Annotated in this window: 13 protein-coding genes; 8 read left to right on the forward strand and 5 right to left on the reverse strand. The window is 53.5% G+C overall.

Annotation, left to right across the window (positions count from 1 at the left end; all coding sequences use genetic code 11):
- Genes mnmE through AAC636_RS01155 form a run of 5 tightly spaced genes read left to right on the forward strand, consistent with a single transcriptional unit; the run spans position 1 to position 5,527 of the window.
- Positions 1 to 1,302, forward strand: coding sequence for a tRNA uridine-5-carboxymethylaminomethyl(34) synthesis GTPase MnmE (mnmE, locus tag AAC636_RS01135; protein ID WP_340300080.1), 1,302 nt, complete (start codon positions 1 to 3; stop codon positions 1,300 to 1,302).
- Between the two features lie 10 nt (positions 1,303 to 1,312).
- Positions 1,313 to 3,187 (forward strand): tRNA uridine-5-carboxymethylaminomethyl(34) synthesis enzyme MnmG, encoded by a 1,875-nt coding sequence (gene mnmG / locus AAC636_RS01140; RefSeq protein ID WP_445322528.1) that lies wholly within the window; start codon positions 1,313 to 1,315, stop codon positions 3,185 to 3,187.
- Positions 3,184 to 3,810: a 16S rRNA (guanine(527)-N(7))-methyltransferase RsmG gene (rsmG, locus tag AAC636_RS01145; protein ID WP_340300082.1), complete on the forward strand. Its 627-nt coding sequence runs from the start codon at positions 3,184 to 3,186 to the stop codon at positions 3,808 to 3,810. Before mnmG ends, rsmG begins: the two co-directional genes overlap by 4 nt.
- Positions 3,803 to 4,594, forward strand: a complete 792-nt coding sequence (locus AAC636_RS01150; protein ID WP_340300083.1) for a ParA family protein — start codon at positions 3,803 to 3,805, stop codon at positions 4,592 to 4,594. The genes rsmG and AAC636_RS01150 overlap by 8 nt, the downstream gene beginning before the upstream one ends.
- A 9-nt stretch (positions 4,595 to 4,603) precedes the next feature.
- A complete protein-coding gene (locus AAC636_RS01155) occupies positions 4,604 to 5,527 on the forward strand; it encodes a ParB/RepB/Spo0J family partition protein (RefSeq protein ID WP_340300084.1) in 924 nt (307 codons plus the stop codon).
- Here the strand turns inward: AAC636_RS01155 and hemW are convergent.
- Genes hemW through rph form a run of 3 tightly spaced genes read right to left on the reverse strand, consistent with a single transcriptional unit; the run spans position 5,524 to position 7,998 of the window.
- Positions 5,524 to 6,687 carry a radical SAM family heme chaperone HemW gene (hemW, locus tag AAC636_RS01160; protein WP_340300085.1) on the reverse strand — a complete coding sequence of 388 codons (1,164 nt, stop codon included), beginning with the start codon at positions 6,685 to 6,687 and terminating at the stop codon, positions 5,524 to 5,526. The genes AAC636_RS01155 and hemW overlap by 4 nt on opposite strands.
- Positions 6,674 to 7,285, reverse strand: coding sequence for an RdgB/HAM1 family non-canonical purine NTP pyrophosphatase (rdgB, locus tag AAC636_RS01165; RefSeq protein ID WP_340300086.1), 612 nt, complete (start codon positions 7,283 to 7,285; stop codon positions 6,674 to 6,676). The genes hemW and rdgB overlap by 14 nt, the downstream gene beginning before the upstream one ends.
- Complete coding sequence (gene rph, locus AAC636_RS01170) at positions 7,285 to 7,998, reverse strand: ribonuclease PH (RefSeq protein ID WP_340300087.1); 714 nt, start codon at positions 7,996 to 7,998, stop codon at positions 7,285 to 7,287. Before rph ends, rdgB begins: the two co-directional genes overlap by 1 nt.
- Before the next feature lie 116 nt (positions 7,999 to 8,114).
- Between rph and hrcA the strand changes: the two genes are divergently transcribed.
- Both hrcA and AAC636_RS01180 read left to right on the forward strand, forming a co-directional pair.
- Positions 8,115 to 9,179, forward strand: a complete 1,065-nt coding sequence (gene hrcA, locus AAC636_RS01175; protein WP_340300088.1) for a heat-inducible transcriptional repressor HrcA — start codon at positions 8,115 to 8,117, stop codon at positions 9,177 to 9,179.
- A 10-nt stretch (positions 9,180 to 9,189) separates the two neighbouring features.
- Entirely contained in the window at positions 9,190 to 9,762 is a 573-nt protein-coding gene (locus AAC636_RS01180) for a nucleotide exchange factor GrpE (RefSeq protein WP_317657063.1), read from the forward strand.
- Here AAC636_RS01180 and mutS read toward each other — a convergent pair.
- Positions 9,759 to 12,392 (reverse strand): DNA mismatch repair protein MutS, encoded by a 2,634-nt coding sequence (gene mutS / locus AAC636_RS01185; protein WP_340300089.1) that lies wholly within the window; start codon positions 12,390 to 12,392, stop codon positions 9,759 to 9,761. The genes AAC636_RS01180 and mutS overlap by 4 nt on opposite strands.
- A 119-nt stretch (positions 12,393 to 12,511) precedes the next feature.
- On the opposite strand from mutS, the gene AAC636_RS01190 reads away from it, so the two are divergent.
- Positions 12,512 to 14,773 (forward strand): NADP-dependent malic enzyme, encoded by a 2,262-nt coding sequence (locus tag AAC636_RS01190; protein ID WP_340300090.1) that lies wholly within the window; start codon positions 12,512 to 12,514, stop codon positions 14,771 to 14,773.
- Between the two features lie 30 nt (positions 14,774 to 14,803).
- On the opposite strand, the gene dnaJ is transcribed toward AAC636_RS01190, so the two are convergent.
- The gene (dnaJ, locus tag AAC636_RS01195; protein ID WP_340243995.1) at positions 14,804 to 15,955 is read right to left on the reverse strand and encodes a molecular chaperone DnaJ; all 1,152 of its coding nucleotides are present in this window, start codon (positions 15,953 to 15,955) and stop codon (positions 14,804 to 14,806) included.
- Positions 15,956 to 16,030: the final 75 nt, after the last annotated feature.

Here is a 16,030-nt window from a genome sequence, read left to right on the forward strand (position 1 = left end):
ATGTCAGGCTTCATTGCGGATACCATCTTCGCGCTCGCCTCGGCCAATGGTCGGGCGGGCGTTTCCGTTATTCGGGTATCGGGTGCGGAGGCTGTCGATTTATGCGCAAAATTTCTCGGCGGCCTTCCAGATGTTAGTCAATTTCGGCTTCGACCCTTCAAGGACAAAGGCCAAATTATTGACCATGTTTTGGCGTTGCGATTTCAGGCGCCGCATAGTTTTACAGGCGAGGATGTGATTGAGCTGCATTGCCATGGCAGCCCCGCAGTTGTGAAAGCCGTTCTTGCGGCTTTGTCAGAAACTGGCCGCGCCCGTATGGCCGAACCTGGCGAGTTTACCCGCCGCGCCCTTGAAAATAACAAGCTTGATCTCGCTCAGGTTGAAGGTCTGGGCGATCTGATTAATGCAGAAACAGAGGCGCAAAGACGCCAAGCTAGCCGTGTTTTTTCGGGACATTTGGGAAAGCTGGTTGAAGCGTGGCGGCAGCATTTGTTGCGCGCGACAGCACTTATTGAAGTCACGATTGATTTCGCGGATGAGGATGTGCCCACTGATGTGACCCCTGAGGTGCAGGGCCTTATCACGCAGGTGGTGCAGAGTTTGGATGTCGAAATTGCGGGCAGTTTGGTGGCTGAACGTATCCGTGATGGGTTTGAGGTTGCTATAATCGGTGCGCCAAACGCAGGGAAATCCACGCTGTTGAACGCTATTTCTGGGCGGGACATCGCCATTACCTCAGAAATCGCGGGAACAACCCGCGATGTGATAGAGGTGCGCCTTGATCTTGGTGGCCTGCCTGTGACGTTACTCGATACCGCGGGGATTCGTGATAGCACGGATACGATTGAATCCATCGGTGTTGAGCGAGCAATAAATCGCGCAAAATCCGCAGATTTGCGGGTTTTTCTGAAATCTAACCCAGACGAACAGCCGCCCTTTGATTTGGGTGCTGATGATATATCCATATTGGGTAAGGCCGACATGCAGAGCGGCGGCGGGATTTCTGTGTCAGGACAGACGGGTCAGGGCGTGGATGAGTTGATCGCGCTAGTTTCAGCGCGCTTATCGGATCGCGCCGCGAATGTTGCCACAGCAACGCATATGCGCCATCGCCAAGCGATGCTTGATGCGCGGCAAGGTCTGGCTGATGCGTTGATTGCCCTCGGAAAAGGCGACAGTCACACAGACATTGCTGCGGAATATGTGCGATATGCTATAAGAAAGCTGGATTCGCTGATTGGCCGTGTCGATGTTGAAATGGTCTTGGGCGAAATCTTTTCGCAGTTTTGCCTCGGTAAATGAGAAAAGCGGAGTGTTTCACGTGAAACATCATGATTTCGATGTTGTTGTGATTGGGGGCGGCCATGCAGGTGCAGAGGCCGCTCATACAGCCGCGCGGGCGGGCGCAAAAACCGCGCTTGTCACATTATCCTTCGATAATATTGGCGTTATGTCCTGTAATCCAGCCATTGGCGGCTTGGGTAAAGGCCATCTGGTGCGTGAGATTGATGCCCTAGGAGGTGTTATGGGTTTGGCTGCGGATCGATCAGGTATTCAGTTTCGCTTGCTGAATCGCCGTAAAGGCCCCGCGGTTCAGGGCCCGCGCACGCAATCTGACCGCAAACTATACCGTGCTGCGATGCAAGATCTGCTCGCCCAAACCGAGAATTTGTCAATTATTGCAGGCGAGGTAGCCGATTTTCTTGGCACTGACGAGGCCGTGTCAGGCGTTGTTTTGGTGGATGGTGCCGAGATTTCAGCGAAATCAGTGGTTTTGACAACAGGCACATTCCTGCGTGGGGTTATCCATATTGGCGACAAAAGCATGCCTGGCGGCCGAATGGGTGACAAGCCTTCGGTTAAATTGGCGGAGAGGATCGACAGTTTTGCCCTGCCACTTGGCCGCTTGAAGACAGGAACGCCGCCACGTTTGGATGGGCGCACGATTAATTGGGATATTTTGGAAACCCAACCCGCGGATGATGATCCTGTTCTATTCTCTTTCCTATCGGATAAGCCACATGTGCGCCAAATTGCCTGCGGTATTACGCATACCAATGAAAAAACGCATGAGATTATCCGCAACAATCTTGGGCGCTCGGCGATGTATGGCGGGCATATTGAGGGGATCGGGCCACGGTATTGCCCTTCTATTGAAGATAAGATTGTGCGCTTTGCCGATAAAACCTCGCATCAAGTGTTCCTTGAGCCTGAAGGTCTAGAGGATCACACTATTTATCCAAACGGGATTTCAACCTCGCTTCCCGCCGACGTTCAGGTGGATTATGTCCGCTCGATGGTTGGGTTAGAGGCGGTTAAGATCCTTCAACCAGGATATGCGATTGAATATGACTTTGTAGACCCCCGCGCGCTTGGGGCCGATTTGCAGGTTAAGACTGTAAAAAACCTTTATTTCGCAGGTCAAATCAACGGCACAACGGGATATGAAGAGGCGGCCGCACAGGGGTTTGTTGCGGGTGTTAATGCAGCGCGTTCCGCGCAGGGGCGGGATGCCGTGATACTCTCGCGCCGTGAAAGCTATATCGGCGTGATGATTGATGACTTGGTGACCCGCGGTGTCAGCGAACCCTATCGCATGTTCACCTCTCGCGCCGAATTTCGTCTTTCTTTACGCGCGGACAATGCGGATCAGCGTCTTACACCGCTTGGTATTGATCTCGGCACAGTGGACGAGACGCGCAAGCGTTTATTCGAAGATAAGATGGCCCAGATTGACGCCTGCTACACCGTCCTGCGGAACCATAATCTGACGCCATCTGAGGGAAAGAAGTACGGGCTAAATATGAACCAGGATGGTCAGCGCCGCAACGGGGTCGAGCTTTTGGCCTTCCCGGACATAGAATTCTCCGATCTTGAGGCCATTTGGCCCGAATTAATCGACTACAGCGCGGCGACAAAGGCGCAGATTAACCGAGAGGCGCAATATGCCGCCTATATTGAGCGCCAAGAACGCGATGTTCAGGCGCTCAAGCGGGACGAGGCGCAATTAATCCCCGAAACCCTTAATTTTATGGAGATCGAGGGGCTATCAACAGAATTGCGGCAGAAATTGACCAAAGTGCAGCCTCGCGATTTAGGGCAAGCGGGCCGAATTGATGGTATGACCCCAGCCGCCTTGACATTGATCCTGACAAAACTGCGCCAAATTCAACGGAAATCCGCATGACCGAAGGCGAAGCGCAGGCATATCTTAGCACCTTTGTTTCACGTGAAACATTGGATCGATTGCAGATTTACGTTGATATGTTGGTGAAATGGCAAAAGGCGATCAATTTGGTTGCCCCTGCAACATTACCTGATGCGTGGTCGCGCCATATTGTAGATTCTGCACAAATCTTTCCATTGGCGGCAAAAACCAGTGGAAAATGGCTAGATATGGGTAGTGGCGGCGGTTTTCCTGGGTTGGTTTGTGCAATTATTGCAGCAGAAAAATCCCCAGATATCAGCTTTCATTTCATTGAATCCGATTTGCGCAAATGCGCGTTCTTGCGGGATGTCGCCCGGCAGGCCGGGATATCAATAAATGTGATGTCCCGCAGGATCGAAGACGCGCCGCCCCAAAATGCCGACATCATTTCAGCCCGTGCGCTTAGCGATTTGTCCAAGCTTTGCACGCTGTCCTATCGCCATTTAGCAACAGATGGCCAATGTTTGTTTTTAAAGGGCCAATCTGCCGCGCAAGAAATCGACACCGCAAAGGAATCGTGGCAGACGTCGATCAAGACTCATCCGAGCGTAACCAGTGACGACGGTCAAATCATAGAAATAAAGGAATTACGCCGTGTCTGAACGCGCCTCACCACGAATTATCGCGATTGCCAACCAAAAGGGCGGGGTTGGAAAAACAACCACAACAATCAATCTTGGCGCCGCATTGGCCGCAATGGGCAAACGCGTTTTGCTCATTGACCTTGACCCACAGGGCAACGCTTCGACTGGCTTGGGTGTCGAAGATCGTGATCTCTCAAGCTATGATTTGCTGATTGAGGGCGCGAAACTTGCGGATGTGACCCAGAAAACCAAGGTTGATGGCATTGATGTTGTCCCCGCAACAACCGATCTCAGCTCCGCGGATGTTGAACTCAGCGATAATGAAAAACGTATTGTCCTATTGCGCAATGCGTTTAGCGCGGCGGATTTGCGTGCCTATGATTATGTTTTTATGGATTGCCCGCCATCCTTAAGTCTTCTGACAGTGAACGCTTTGGTCGCTGCGGATTCTGTGTTGGTGCCGCTCCAGGCTGAATTTTTCGCATTGGAAGGTTTGTCACAGCTCATGTTGACCGTGCGCCAAGTGCGTGAAGGTGCAAATTTGGAATTGCGCATCGAAGGTGTGGTTTTGACGATGTATGATTTGCGCAATAACCTTTCAAAATTGGTTGAAGATGATGCACGGCAAACCTTAGGGGAATTGGTTTATGAAACCAAAATCCCGCGCAATGTTCGCCTGTCCGAAGCGCCATCCTTTGCGCAAACTGTTTTGGATTATGATGCAGCCTCAACGGGCGCTCTGGCCTATAAGGCGCTTGCAGAAGAAATCGTGGCGCGCCACGATGTGGTAAAGTCGCGCTAGGAGAAGATAATGAGTAAACGGGATAAACGCGGTTTGGGGCGTGGTCTGTCTGCGTTGATGCAAGACATTGATGTGGGGACGAGCCCAGCTGTAAATGCCGCGCCAGCGCAAGATATCGAGGGATCGCAGCCCGCCCCAGTGCGCCGTGCAGATACCAAACTGCCGATTGAGCGTATTCGCCCCAATCCCGAACAGCCGCGCCGTAATTTCACCCCAGAAGCGCTAGAGGAGCTGGCCGCATCGATTAAGGAAAAGGGCATTATTCAGCCCCTTATCGTCCGCGCCGATCCAAACCACGATGGTGATTATCAGATTGTTGCTGGCGAACGCCGCTGGCGCGCCTCGCAAATGGCGCAATTGCATGAATTGCCCGTCATTATTCGGGATTTCACAGATGTTGAGGTTCTCGAGATTGCGATTATCGAGAATATTCAGCGCGCTGATCTCAATCCAATCGAAGAGGCGATGGGGTATCGGCAGCTGATTGATCGTTTTGGCCATACCCAAGAAAAACTGGCTGAGGCGATGGGGAAAAGCCGCAGTCACATCGCAAACTTAATGCGTCTTTTGCAGTTGCCTGATGATGTGCAGGCCATGCTGCGCCAAGGCCGCCTGTCAGCGGGTCACGCGCGCGCCCTGATCACAACACCCAATGCTTCGGAACTGGCACGCGAGATCATTGCCAAAGGGTTATCGGTGCGTGAGGCAGAGAAACTGGCAAGCGCGGCAGGCGATAAACCTAAATCTCCGCGCCCAACAGCACCAACCAAAGACGCTGATACCCGCGCGATTGAGGCGGATTTGTCAGCCGCTTTGGGCATGAAGGTGGATATCAGTCATGATTCAGGGTCTGGGGCTGGTAAGATCTCAATCAGCTATAAAGATCTCGAAGCGTTGGACGAGCTGATGCGCCTTTTGGGTGGCGGGGCCTAGGCCAATAAGCCGCGCAACACCCCATTCAGCACGGGCCGTCCAGACGCAGTGCAACTCAGCCTGTCTCCATTTAGGTCGATTAATCCTAAATCTTTGAATTCATTTAACTTTTCTATATTAACCGCAGTATTTGATAGGTTTCTGATCCGTGCAAGAGATACGCCTTCGCTGAGGCGTAACCCCATCATTAGCGCCTCAACGGCTTGATCATACGAGGAAATTTCTTCCCGTGCGGTTTCACCTGAACCCGTTTGGTTCACTTGATCCAGCCACAGATTTGGCGAAAGCTGTGTCGCTGTCGCGTATTTCACACCACCGAGCGTTAAACGCCCATGGGCCCCAGGCCCTATGCCGAGATAATCGCCGTAGCGCCAATAAACCAAGTTATGCCGAGACTGCGCCAAATCGCTCGCATGGTTGGACACCTCATATGCCGGCAATCCCGCACTATCGCAGAGTTCTTGCGTCACATCATACATATCAACGGCCAAGTCTTCAGTGGGTAGGCCATCGAGCTTGCCGATCTTGGCACGAGCGCCGAAGGCGGTGCCTTCTTCGATTGTGAGCTGATAGGCGGATAAGTGATCTAACCCTAAAGAGAGGGCGCGGTGTAACTCTGCGCGCCAATCATCTAGGCTTTGATGCTGCCGCGCATAGATTAAATCAAAACTGACACGGGGAAAGATGCCGCGCGCGATGTCAAAGGCGCGCAAGGCTTCCTCGGCGCTATGCAGGCGACCCAGCGCTTTGAGATCGGGGTCATTTAGGGCTTGGATGCCCATAGATAGTCTCGAAACGCCCGCTTCGTGATACTGTTTAAATCGACTTGCCTCCGCAGAGGTCGGATTGGCCTCTAGGGTAATCTCCAGATTATTTGCCGCGGGCCAGTGTTGTAAAATTCGCACGATAATGGCGTTGACCAGATCCCCATCCATCAAAGATGGCGTCCCGCCGCCAAAAAACACCGACTTTAGAACGCGCCCGCCGCACTCAGCCGCCAATCGATCAATTTCAATCAGATAGGCATGTTTCCAGCGTGATTGATCAATGGACTGCGATACATGCGAGTTAAAATCGCAATAGGGGCATTTAGCCTGACAGAAGGGCCAGTGGATATAAATCCCAAAGCCGCCATTTTCCCAATCTTCACGCTTGTTCAAACAGGCTCACCAATTTCGCAAATGCATCAGCGCGGTGACTGATCTTATTTTTTTCCCAACGATCCATCTCGCCAAAAGTGATGTCATAGCCCTCGGGTTGGAAAATCGGGTCGTAGCCGTGACCTTGGTCACCGCGCATTGGCCAAACCACCTGGCCCGCCATCACGCCTTCGAATATCTCGTCATGGCCATCGGGCCATGCAAGCACAAGTGTGCAACAAAACCGCGCAAGGCGTGGATGTGGGGCATCTGCAGCCTCTAGCTCATCATGGGCGCGCTGCATGGCCATTACAAAATCGCGCCCGTTCGGGGTTTCGGCCCAATCAGCCGTATAAACCCCAGGTGCATTGCCAAGCGCGTCAATTTCAATACCGCTGTCATCGGCCAAAGCGGGTAGGCCTGTTGCCTTGGCGGCAGCATGGGCCTTGATCCGCGCATTCTCGACAAAAGTTGTGCCTGTTTCTTCGGGTTCGGGCAGATCGTGATCATTGGCGGACACGGTCTTGATGCCAAATGGGGTCAAAAGCGCAGATATTTCTTCAAGTTTGCCTTGATTATGGGTCGCCACAAGCAAAGTGTTTGAGGTGAATTTCCGCATCACGCAACCGCCGCGTTTTGCGCCAAAACAAGCTCTGTAACGCCTTTTTGAGCAAGTTTTTGCAATTCTGCGAACTCGTCCAAGGAAAAAGTCGCTGACTCTGCGCTGGCTTGAATCTCGATCAGCTTGCCTGCGCCAGTCATAACAAAGTTACTATCGGTTCCAGCCTCTGAATCTTCGGGATAATCGAGATCTAGAACAGGTTGGCCCGCGTAAATGCCGCAAGAGACGGCGGCGACATTATCCAAAATCGGGTCAGATTTAATGGCGCCAGAGGCAAGCAGCTTGTTCACAGCAAGCCGCAATGCGACCCAGCCCCCTGTGATAGAGGCGCAGCGCGTTCCACCATCCGCCTGCATAACATCGCAGTCGATGGTAATTTGACGTTCACCCAAGGCGGAGCGATCCACGCCTGCCCTTAACGCGCGACCAATGAGACGCTGAATTTCCTGTGTGCGGCCCGATTGTTTGCCAACCGCAGCTTCACGCCGCCCCCGCGTATGCGTGGCGCGTGGCAGCATCCCATATTCTGCGGTGACCCATCCCAAACCAGAATTTTTCAAAAATGGCGGCACGCGCTCTTCGATTGTGGCGGAACACAGAACATGGGTATCGCCGCATTTGATCAAACACGACCCTTCCGCATGGCGCATCACGGCAGTTTCAATAGAAATTTTCCGCATTTCATCTAGGTTTCTGCCTGAAGGACGCATAAATATCTCCTTGTGATCCACCTCTGTGGGATAGTCGCAGTAAAGGGGCAGTTGCAAGCAGGATTGACCATCTGCGGCCCATGCGGCGAAATTAGGTGATGATTTGGGGCTGAAGAATGAGTGAAACATCACAAATTCTCGCTGAGTTGAACGAGAGATCGCGCGAAGTTTTTCGCCGCGTGGTTGAGGGCTATCTTTCCACCGGTGAGCCCGTTGGATCACGCAGCCTGACCCGCAATATGACCGAACAGATTTCAGCCGCCACTATTCGCAATGTGATGCAGGACTTGGAATATCTCGGCCTGCTCGACAGCCCCCATATTTCGGCGGGGCGAGTTCCGACCCATTTGGGACTGCGCATGTTCGTGGATGGGCTGCTTGAGGTTACCGAACTCGGCGAAGACGACAAAACCCACCTTGATGCGACCGTTCAAAGCAATTCCAACACGGTTTCAACGGCCTTGGATCGAATTGGAAAGGCATTGTCGGGCATCACCCATGGCGCCAGTTTGGTGCTTGCCCCGAAACACGAGGCGCCGATCAAACATGTTGAGTTTGTATCCCTCTCAACCGAAAAAGCCCTTGTTGTTTTGGTGTTCGCCGATGGCCATGTTGAAAATCGGCTATTCACCCCACCGCCTGGATTGACGCCAAGTGCGATGCGCGAGGCTGCGAATTTTGTGAACGCATGGGCAGAAGGGCGCACCGTCACAGATTTGCGTGCGGTGATGGAGCAAGAGGTTAAAACACGCCGCCGCGAGATTGATGAAATTGCAAAATCCCTAATTGAACAGGGTTTGGCGATTTGGGAAAATTCTGGTCATCGGGGCGAGCGCCTTATTGTTCGCGGGCGGGCGAATCTGTTGGACAATGCGCCAGAAATTGCAGATCTCGAACGGATCAAATCCTTGTTTGATGATCTCGAACGCAAGCGCGACATCGCGGAATTTCTTGATTTGACCGATCGCGGCGATGGTGTGCGCATTTTTATTGGGTCTGAGAACAAGTTATTCTCACTTACGGGTTCCTCTTTGGTTGTCTCTCCCTATATGAACTCGGAACGGAAAATTATCGGCGCTGTGGGCGTGATTGGGCCAACGCGCATCAATTACGGTCGGATCGTGCCGATTGTGGATTACACGGCACAGTTGGTTGGGAAATTAATCTCTGATCGTGCATAAGAGGTGAAAGATGGCAGAGCCACAGGAAGAGCAATTCCTTGATGATATTGACGCGCCTGAGGAAGATATCGACCTTGCCGAAGGCATTGGCGAGGATGTTGATACAAGCCCCGAAGGCGTTATTGCTGCACTGACTGAGGAGCGGGATCAACTGCGCGATCGTTTGTTGCGCGTCATGGCGGATTCCGAAAATCTGCGCAAACGTGCCGAGCGGGATCGCCGCGAAGCCGAGCATTATGGCGGCACCCGCCTCGCGCGCGATTTGTTGCCTGTTTATGACAACCTCAACCGCGCTTTATCTGCTGTTGGTGATGAGCAACGTGATGTTGCGGGCAGCGTGATCGAAGGTATTGAGCTGACCTTGCGCGAGCTTTTGAATGTTTTCTCAAAACATGGCGTGACAGTCGTGAAACCCGAAGAGGGCGACCAATTCGACCCGCAAATGCATCAGGCGATGTTTGAGGCCCCCGTTCCAGGCACGACAGCGGGCCAGATCATTCAGGTTATGACCGAAGGATTCCTGTTGCATGATCGCCTTTTGCGGCCTGCGCAGGTGGGTGTGTCATCAACACCAAAATCCTAATCCTTCATCAACGCCTTTAGGTCGTAAATCAAGTCGAGTGCCTCGCGCGCCGTCATCTCATCGGGATGCACGGCATGGAGGCGATCCTCAAGCGGGGATGATTTGGGGGCTTGTGGCGCAGGCTGCGCGGTAAAGAGCGGCAAATCATCAATCAGCGATTTCTGCGCGCCGCCCTCACGATCATTCTTTTCCAGTTTCTTCAAAACCTCTTCGGAGCGATGGATCACCGCAGGCGGCAATCCTGCAAGTTTCGCAACCTGAACCCCATAGGATCGATCCGCGGCGCCTTCGCGTAATTCGTGAAGAAAGACGATCTCACCTTCAAATTCTTTGACCGCAACGGTTGCATTGCGCGCGCCTGATAGGGTGCTCGCAAGCGCGGTTAATTCGTGGTAGTGGGTCGCAAAAAGTGCGCGGCACTTATTAACATCATGTAGAAATTCGAACGTGGCCCATGCGATCGACAGCCCGTCATAGGTGGCTGTCCCGCGCCCTATTTCATCAAGGATTACTAAGGCGCGATGATCGGCTTGGTTCAAAATCGCGGCTGTTTCCACCATCTCGACCATGAAGGTCGACCTGCCGCGCGCAAGATCATCTGAGGCCCCAACGCGACTGAAAACTTGGCTGATCAACCCCAGTTTTGCCGATCTTGCAGGCACAAAACCGCCCATTTGAGCCAAAATCACAATCAATGCGTTTTGCCGCAAATAGGTCGACTTACCCGCCATATTGGGGCCAGTCAGCAATTGTATGGCGGCGGCATCACTCTGCGGAGATAGCGCGCAGTCATTTGGAACAAAGCGATCTTTGCTGCCGCGAAGCGCGTCCTCAACCACGGGATGGCGACCTGCGACAATATCAAAATCGCGATCTTTTGTGATCTCTGGTCGTACCCAATCTTGTGCCCGCGCAATATGCGCCAAGGCCAGATAAAAATCCGCTGATGCGAGGGCAAATGCGGCACGCATGACGGGATCAAACTGTGCTAAAACCTCTTGGCGCAGCGTCTCAAAGATTTGTTTCTCAATTTCAATCGCCCGCGCGCCAGAATTAAGGATCTTCGTTTCGAGTTCGGACAAGTCAACAGTGGTAAAGCGCACCGCATTGGCCGTGGTCTGGCGATGGATAAACTGCTCGGACAGGGGGGCAGATAGCATCTTTTCCGCGTGGGTGGCGGTCGTTTCTATGAAATAGCCAAGCACATTATTGTGTTTGATCTTTAGGGATGGAATGCCTGTCGTGCTGACGTAGTCGGCTTGCATTTTTGCGACAATTCCACGCCCCTCATCCCGAAGGGCGCGCATCTCATCCAGCTCAGGGTGATAGCCTGACGCAACGAATCCCCCATCGCGGGCGAGTAGGGGCGGCTCCTCTATCAGGGCATCTGTCAGCAGCCTAATCAAGGGTTCATGACCGACCAGATCAGTCACTAAATTCAGCCATAACGAGGAAAGTTCGATCCCGCCAAGCTGTGCTGCTACCTCCTGTGCTTGGCGTAGACCCGAACGGATTGCGGCCAAATCCCGTGGACTGGCTCGATCCAAGGATAGGCGTGACAGCGCGCGTTCCATGTCAGGCACTTTTCGCAAAATCTCGCGCAGTCTTTCCGAAATCGAAGAATTCGACAGCGCGAAGGTGACCGCATCATGTCGGGCTGTGATTTCGTCAAAATCGGTGGACGGGGCGGAAAGGCGCCGCTCCAACAAACGCCCACCTGCACTGGTCACAGTTTTGTCGATCACCGCCAAAAGACTGCCTTTGCGCCCGCCCGACAGCGATCGTGTAATTTCCAAATTTTTCCGCGTTGCGGCATCAATCAACATCACCCGCGTCAAAGATTGCCGCTGTGGCCGCTGCAAGCGGGGCAGATTGCCCTTTTGCGTGATGTCCAAATAATCGACCACCGCCCCCATGGCGGAGAGATCAGGACGCTCAAACTGGCCAAAGGCCTCTAGGCTGTCGACCTTGAACAAATCGGTAAGCCGTGTTTCTGCGGATCTGCTGTCAAAGCTTGACGGTGCAAGGCGTGTCACGCTTGCGCCTGTCTCTTCGATTAAGGCAATGCGGCTTGGATCAAGATTTTCCGAGATAAGAATTTCGCGCGGTGTAAGGCGCGCCAATTCTGGGCCAAGCCGTGCGGGGGTTACGGGCATCACCCAAAACCCTCCAGTCGACATATCGCACCATGCAAGCGCGGCTGATCCGTCCCGTGATTCAAAATAAGCCGTTAGATAATTGTGGCGCCGCGCGTCCAGCAGGCTGTCCTCGGTTAAAGTGCCTGGGGTGACAACCCGCACGACATCGCGCTTAACAACCGATTTCGACCCGCGCTTTTTCGCCTCGGCGGGGTCTTCGAGCTGTTCACAGACGGCAACGCGAAATCCCTTGCGGATCAATGTTAGCAAATAGTTTTCAGCGGCATGAACGGGGACACCGCACATAGGAATGTCTTCGCCCAGATGTTGACCGCGCTTTGTTAGGGCGATGTCCAATGCCTCGGCGGCGGCGACAGCATCATCAAAAAACATCTCATAGAAATCGCCCATGCGGTAAAACAATAACGCATCCGCGTGGCGGGCTTTCACCTCAAGATATTGCGCCATCATTGGCGTGACTTGGCCTGTCATTCCTGCCCCCTTCTTTGGGCTTACCCTACTGTCTCTGCGGCATTGTTTGAAGGGACAAAAGAGATGCGTTGTCGCCACGGTCAAGGGATTGTAAACCGAATGAAAGAGGAGGCGAATTTATGGCAAATAAACCAAAGGTCACGCGTGAAGAGGCTTTGGCTTATCACTTGGAACCCCGCCCGGGAAAAATTGACATTTCCGCGTCAACCGCGATGTCGACCCAACGGGATCTCAGCCTTGCCTATTCGCCAGGTGTGGCCGTTCCCTGCGAGGTGATCGCGCAAAACCCCGAAACCGCGTATGATTATACGACTAAGGGCAATCTGGTTGCTGTGATCTCAAACGGGACAGCCGTTCTAGGTCTTGGAAATCTAGGCGCACTCGCCTCAAAGCCCGTGATGGAAGGTAAAGCGGTCTTGTTCAAACGCTTTGCCGATATCAACTCGATTGATATTGAGCTTGCCACGGAAGATGTCGATGAATTCGTGAACGCCGTGCGCCTGATGGGGCCCACCTTTGGCGGGATTAATCTTGAGGATATCAAGGCCCCCGAATGTTTCATGATTGAACAGCGTCTCAAGGAAGAAATGGATATTCCTGTCTTTCATGATGACCAACACGGAACAGCAGTGATCTGTGCGGCGGGTTTGATCAACGCGCTGCATTTGACGGGCAAAAAAATCGAAGATGTCCGTATCGTTTTGAACGGTGCAGGCGCGGCAGGGATCGCCTGCCTTGAGCTGCTGAAATCCATGGGGGCGCAGCATCAGAATTGTATTATTTGCGACACGAAAGGTGTGGTTTACCAAGGCCGCACGGAAGGGATGAACCAGTGGAAATCGGCCCATGCGGTGCAAACCGACTTGCGCAGCCTTGAAGACGCGATGCGCGGCGCTGATGTTTTTCTTGGTGTTTCGGCAAAAGGGGCGGTCACGCAAGACATGGTGAAATCCATGGCCGAAAACCCAGTGATTTTCGCCATGGCAAATCCTGACCCAGAAATCACGCCAGAAGAAGCCCATGAGGTGCGCCCTGACGCGATCGTGGCCACGGGGCGCAGTGATTACCCCAATCAGGTGAATAACGTTCTTGGTTTCCCGTATTTGTTCCGCGGTGCGTTGGATATTCACGCCCGCGCCATCAATGATGAAATGAAAATCGCCTGCGCGCGCGCCTTGGCCGAACTTGCGCGTGAAGATGTGCCGGATGAGGTCGCAATGGCCTATGGTGAAAAGCTGTCTTTTGGCCGCGATTACATCATCCCCACACCTTTTGACCCGCGATTGATCTATACGATTCCGCTCGCTGTTGCGCGCGCGGGTATGGATACGGGCGCAGCGCGGCGGCCAATTTTGGATCTCGATGCCTATGCCAATGACTTGCAGGCACGGATGGATCCGACCTCTTCCATTATGCAGGGCATTTATGCCCGCGCCCGTAATGCGCAGGCGCGTATGATTTTTGCTGAAGGGGACGATATTCGCGTTTTGCGCGCCGCTGTGGCCTATCAGCGCAATGGTTTGGGTAAAGCACTGGTCGTTGGGCGTGAGGCAGATGTTGCGGAAAAACTCTCAGCGGCGGGTTTGGCGGATGCCGTGAGCGAGCTTGAGATTGTGAATGCCGCAAAAACGCGCCACTTAGATGCCTATAAGGATTTCCTTTACAACCGCCTCCAACGCAAAGGCTTTGATCGCCAAGACATCCATCGACTGGCCGCGCGGGATCGTCATGTGTTCTCGGCATTGATGCTTGCACATGGACACGGGGATGGTCTGGTCACAGGAGCCACGCGAAAGTCTGCGCATGCTTTGGGCTTGATCAATCATGTTTTTGACGCCTCCGCCAAGGATGGAGCGGTTGGAATCACAGTGCTTATGCATAAGGGTCGTGTTGTTTTGGTGGGCGACACGCTTGTGCATGAATGGCCAGAAGCCGAGGATCTGGCCCTGATCGCCAAGCGCGGGGCAAATGTTGCGCGTATCTTGGGCCTTGAGCCGCGTGTAGCTTTTGTCAGCTTTTCAACATTTGGCTATCCAATCTCTGAGCGCGCTGTAAAAATGGGGGATGCCCCTGCGATCTTGGCGCGCGAGGGGGTCGATTTCGAATTTGATGGTGAAATGGCGGTGGATGTTGCGCTTAATCGGGACGCGATGCAGCAATATCCATTCTGCAAACTCTCTGGCCCTGCCAATGTTTTGGTTGTTCCTGCGCGTCACTCCGCCTCGATTTCAGTGAAATTGATGCAAGAAATGGCGGGGGCTACAGTCATTGGCCCGATTTTGACAGGGCCAGATCGGCCTGTGCAGATTTGTTCAACTGTGTCGACCGCGAATGACATTTTGAATATGGCAGTCATGGCGGCTTGCGAAATCGGAAAATAACAAAAACCCCCGCGACAGCGGGGGTTTACATTAGTTTTTCAGATCATCGAAAAAGCTTTTGACCTTGTCGAAAAAGCCTGACGCGTGGGGGTTATTCCCCTTATTCAGGCTTTCCTCGAACTTTCGAAGCAGGTCTTTTTGCTCAGAATTCAAGTTCACAGGCGTCTCAAGCGCCAATTCGATATACATATCACCTGTGCCATTGCCGCGAAGTGCGGGCATACCTTTGCCGCGCAAACGCATTTGGCGACCAGATTGCGCGCCTTCGGCCACCTTCACGCGGCTGCGTCCGCCATCAATGCAAGGCACCTCGACATCCCCACCCAAGGCAGCGGTGACCATCGACACGGGCACGCGGCAGTAAAGATCAATGCCATCGCGTTTGAAAATTGGGTGTTCGGCGACTTCGATGAAAATATAGAGATCGCCCGCTGGCCCGCCGCGTAGACCTGCTTCGCCCTCGCCCGAGCGGCGAATGCGCGTTCCTGTTTCGACACCAGGGGGCACTTTGATGGAAAGATGACGATCTTTTTGTTCGCGACCCGCGCCCCCGCAGGATCGACAGGGGTTTTTCACAATTTGACCCACGCCTGAACAGGTGGGGCAAGTGCGTTCCACAGTGAAAAAGCCTTGTTGCGCGCGGACTTTGCCCATGCCCGAACAAGTGGGGCAAGTGACGGGTTCAGATCCGCCCTCTGACCCGCTGCCCGAGCAGCTTGAACAAGTTACGGCAGTAGGAACGGTAATCTCGCGGCTGAAACCCGCATAGGCTTCCTCCAAGGTGATCCGCATATTATAGCGCAGATCAGAGCCGCGCGTGCTGCGCTGACGCCCACCGCGGCCACCGCCACCGCCCATGAAATCGCCAAAAAGGTCTTCGAAGACATCCGAAAAGGCGCTGGCGAAATCACCGCCTGCGTGAGGGCCGCCTGCACGGGGCCCACCTGCCATACCGCCATCAAACGCCGCATGACCAAAACGATCATAAGCCGCTTTTTTATCAGCATCTTTCAGAACTTCGTAGGCTTCATTCGCTTCTTTGAACTGCGCTTCCGCATTCGGATTGTCAGAATTGCGGTCGGGGTGCAGTTCTTTCGCCTTTTGACGATAGGCTTTCTTGATTTCTTCAGGTGAAGCGCCACGCGCCACACCCAAAACATCGTAATAATCGCGCTTCGACATCGGTAGACACCCTTTTCTTAACGCACAGACCAGCCAAGGCGCACCCCAGCTGGTCTATCGGGATCAAATTTCCCG

The sequence above is a fragment of the Roseobacter sp. HKCCD5988 genome, assembly GCF_037830355.1.
In the GTDB taxonomy this organism is placed as follows: domain Bacteria; phylum Pseudomonadota; class Alphaproteobacteria; order Rhodobacterales; family Rhodobacteraceae; genus M30B80.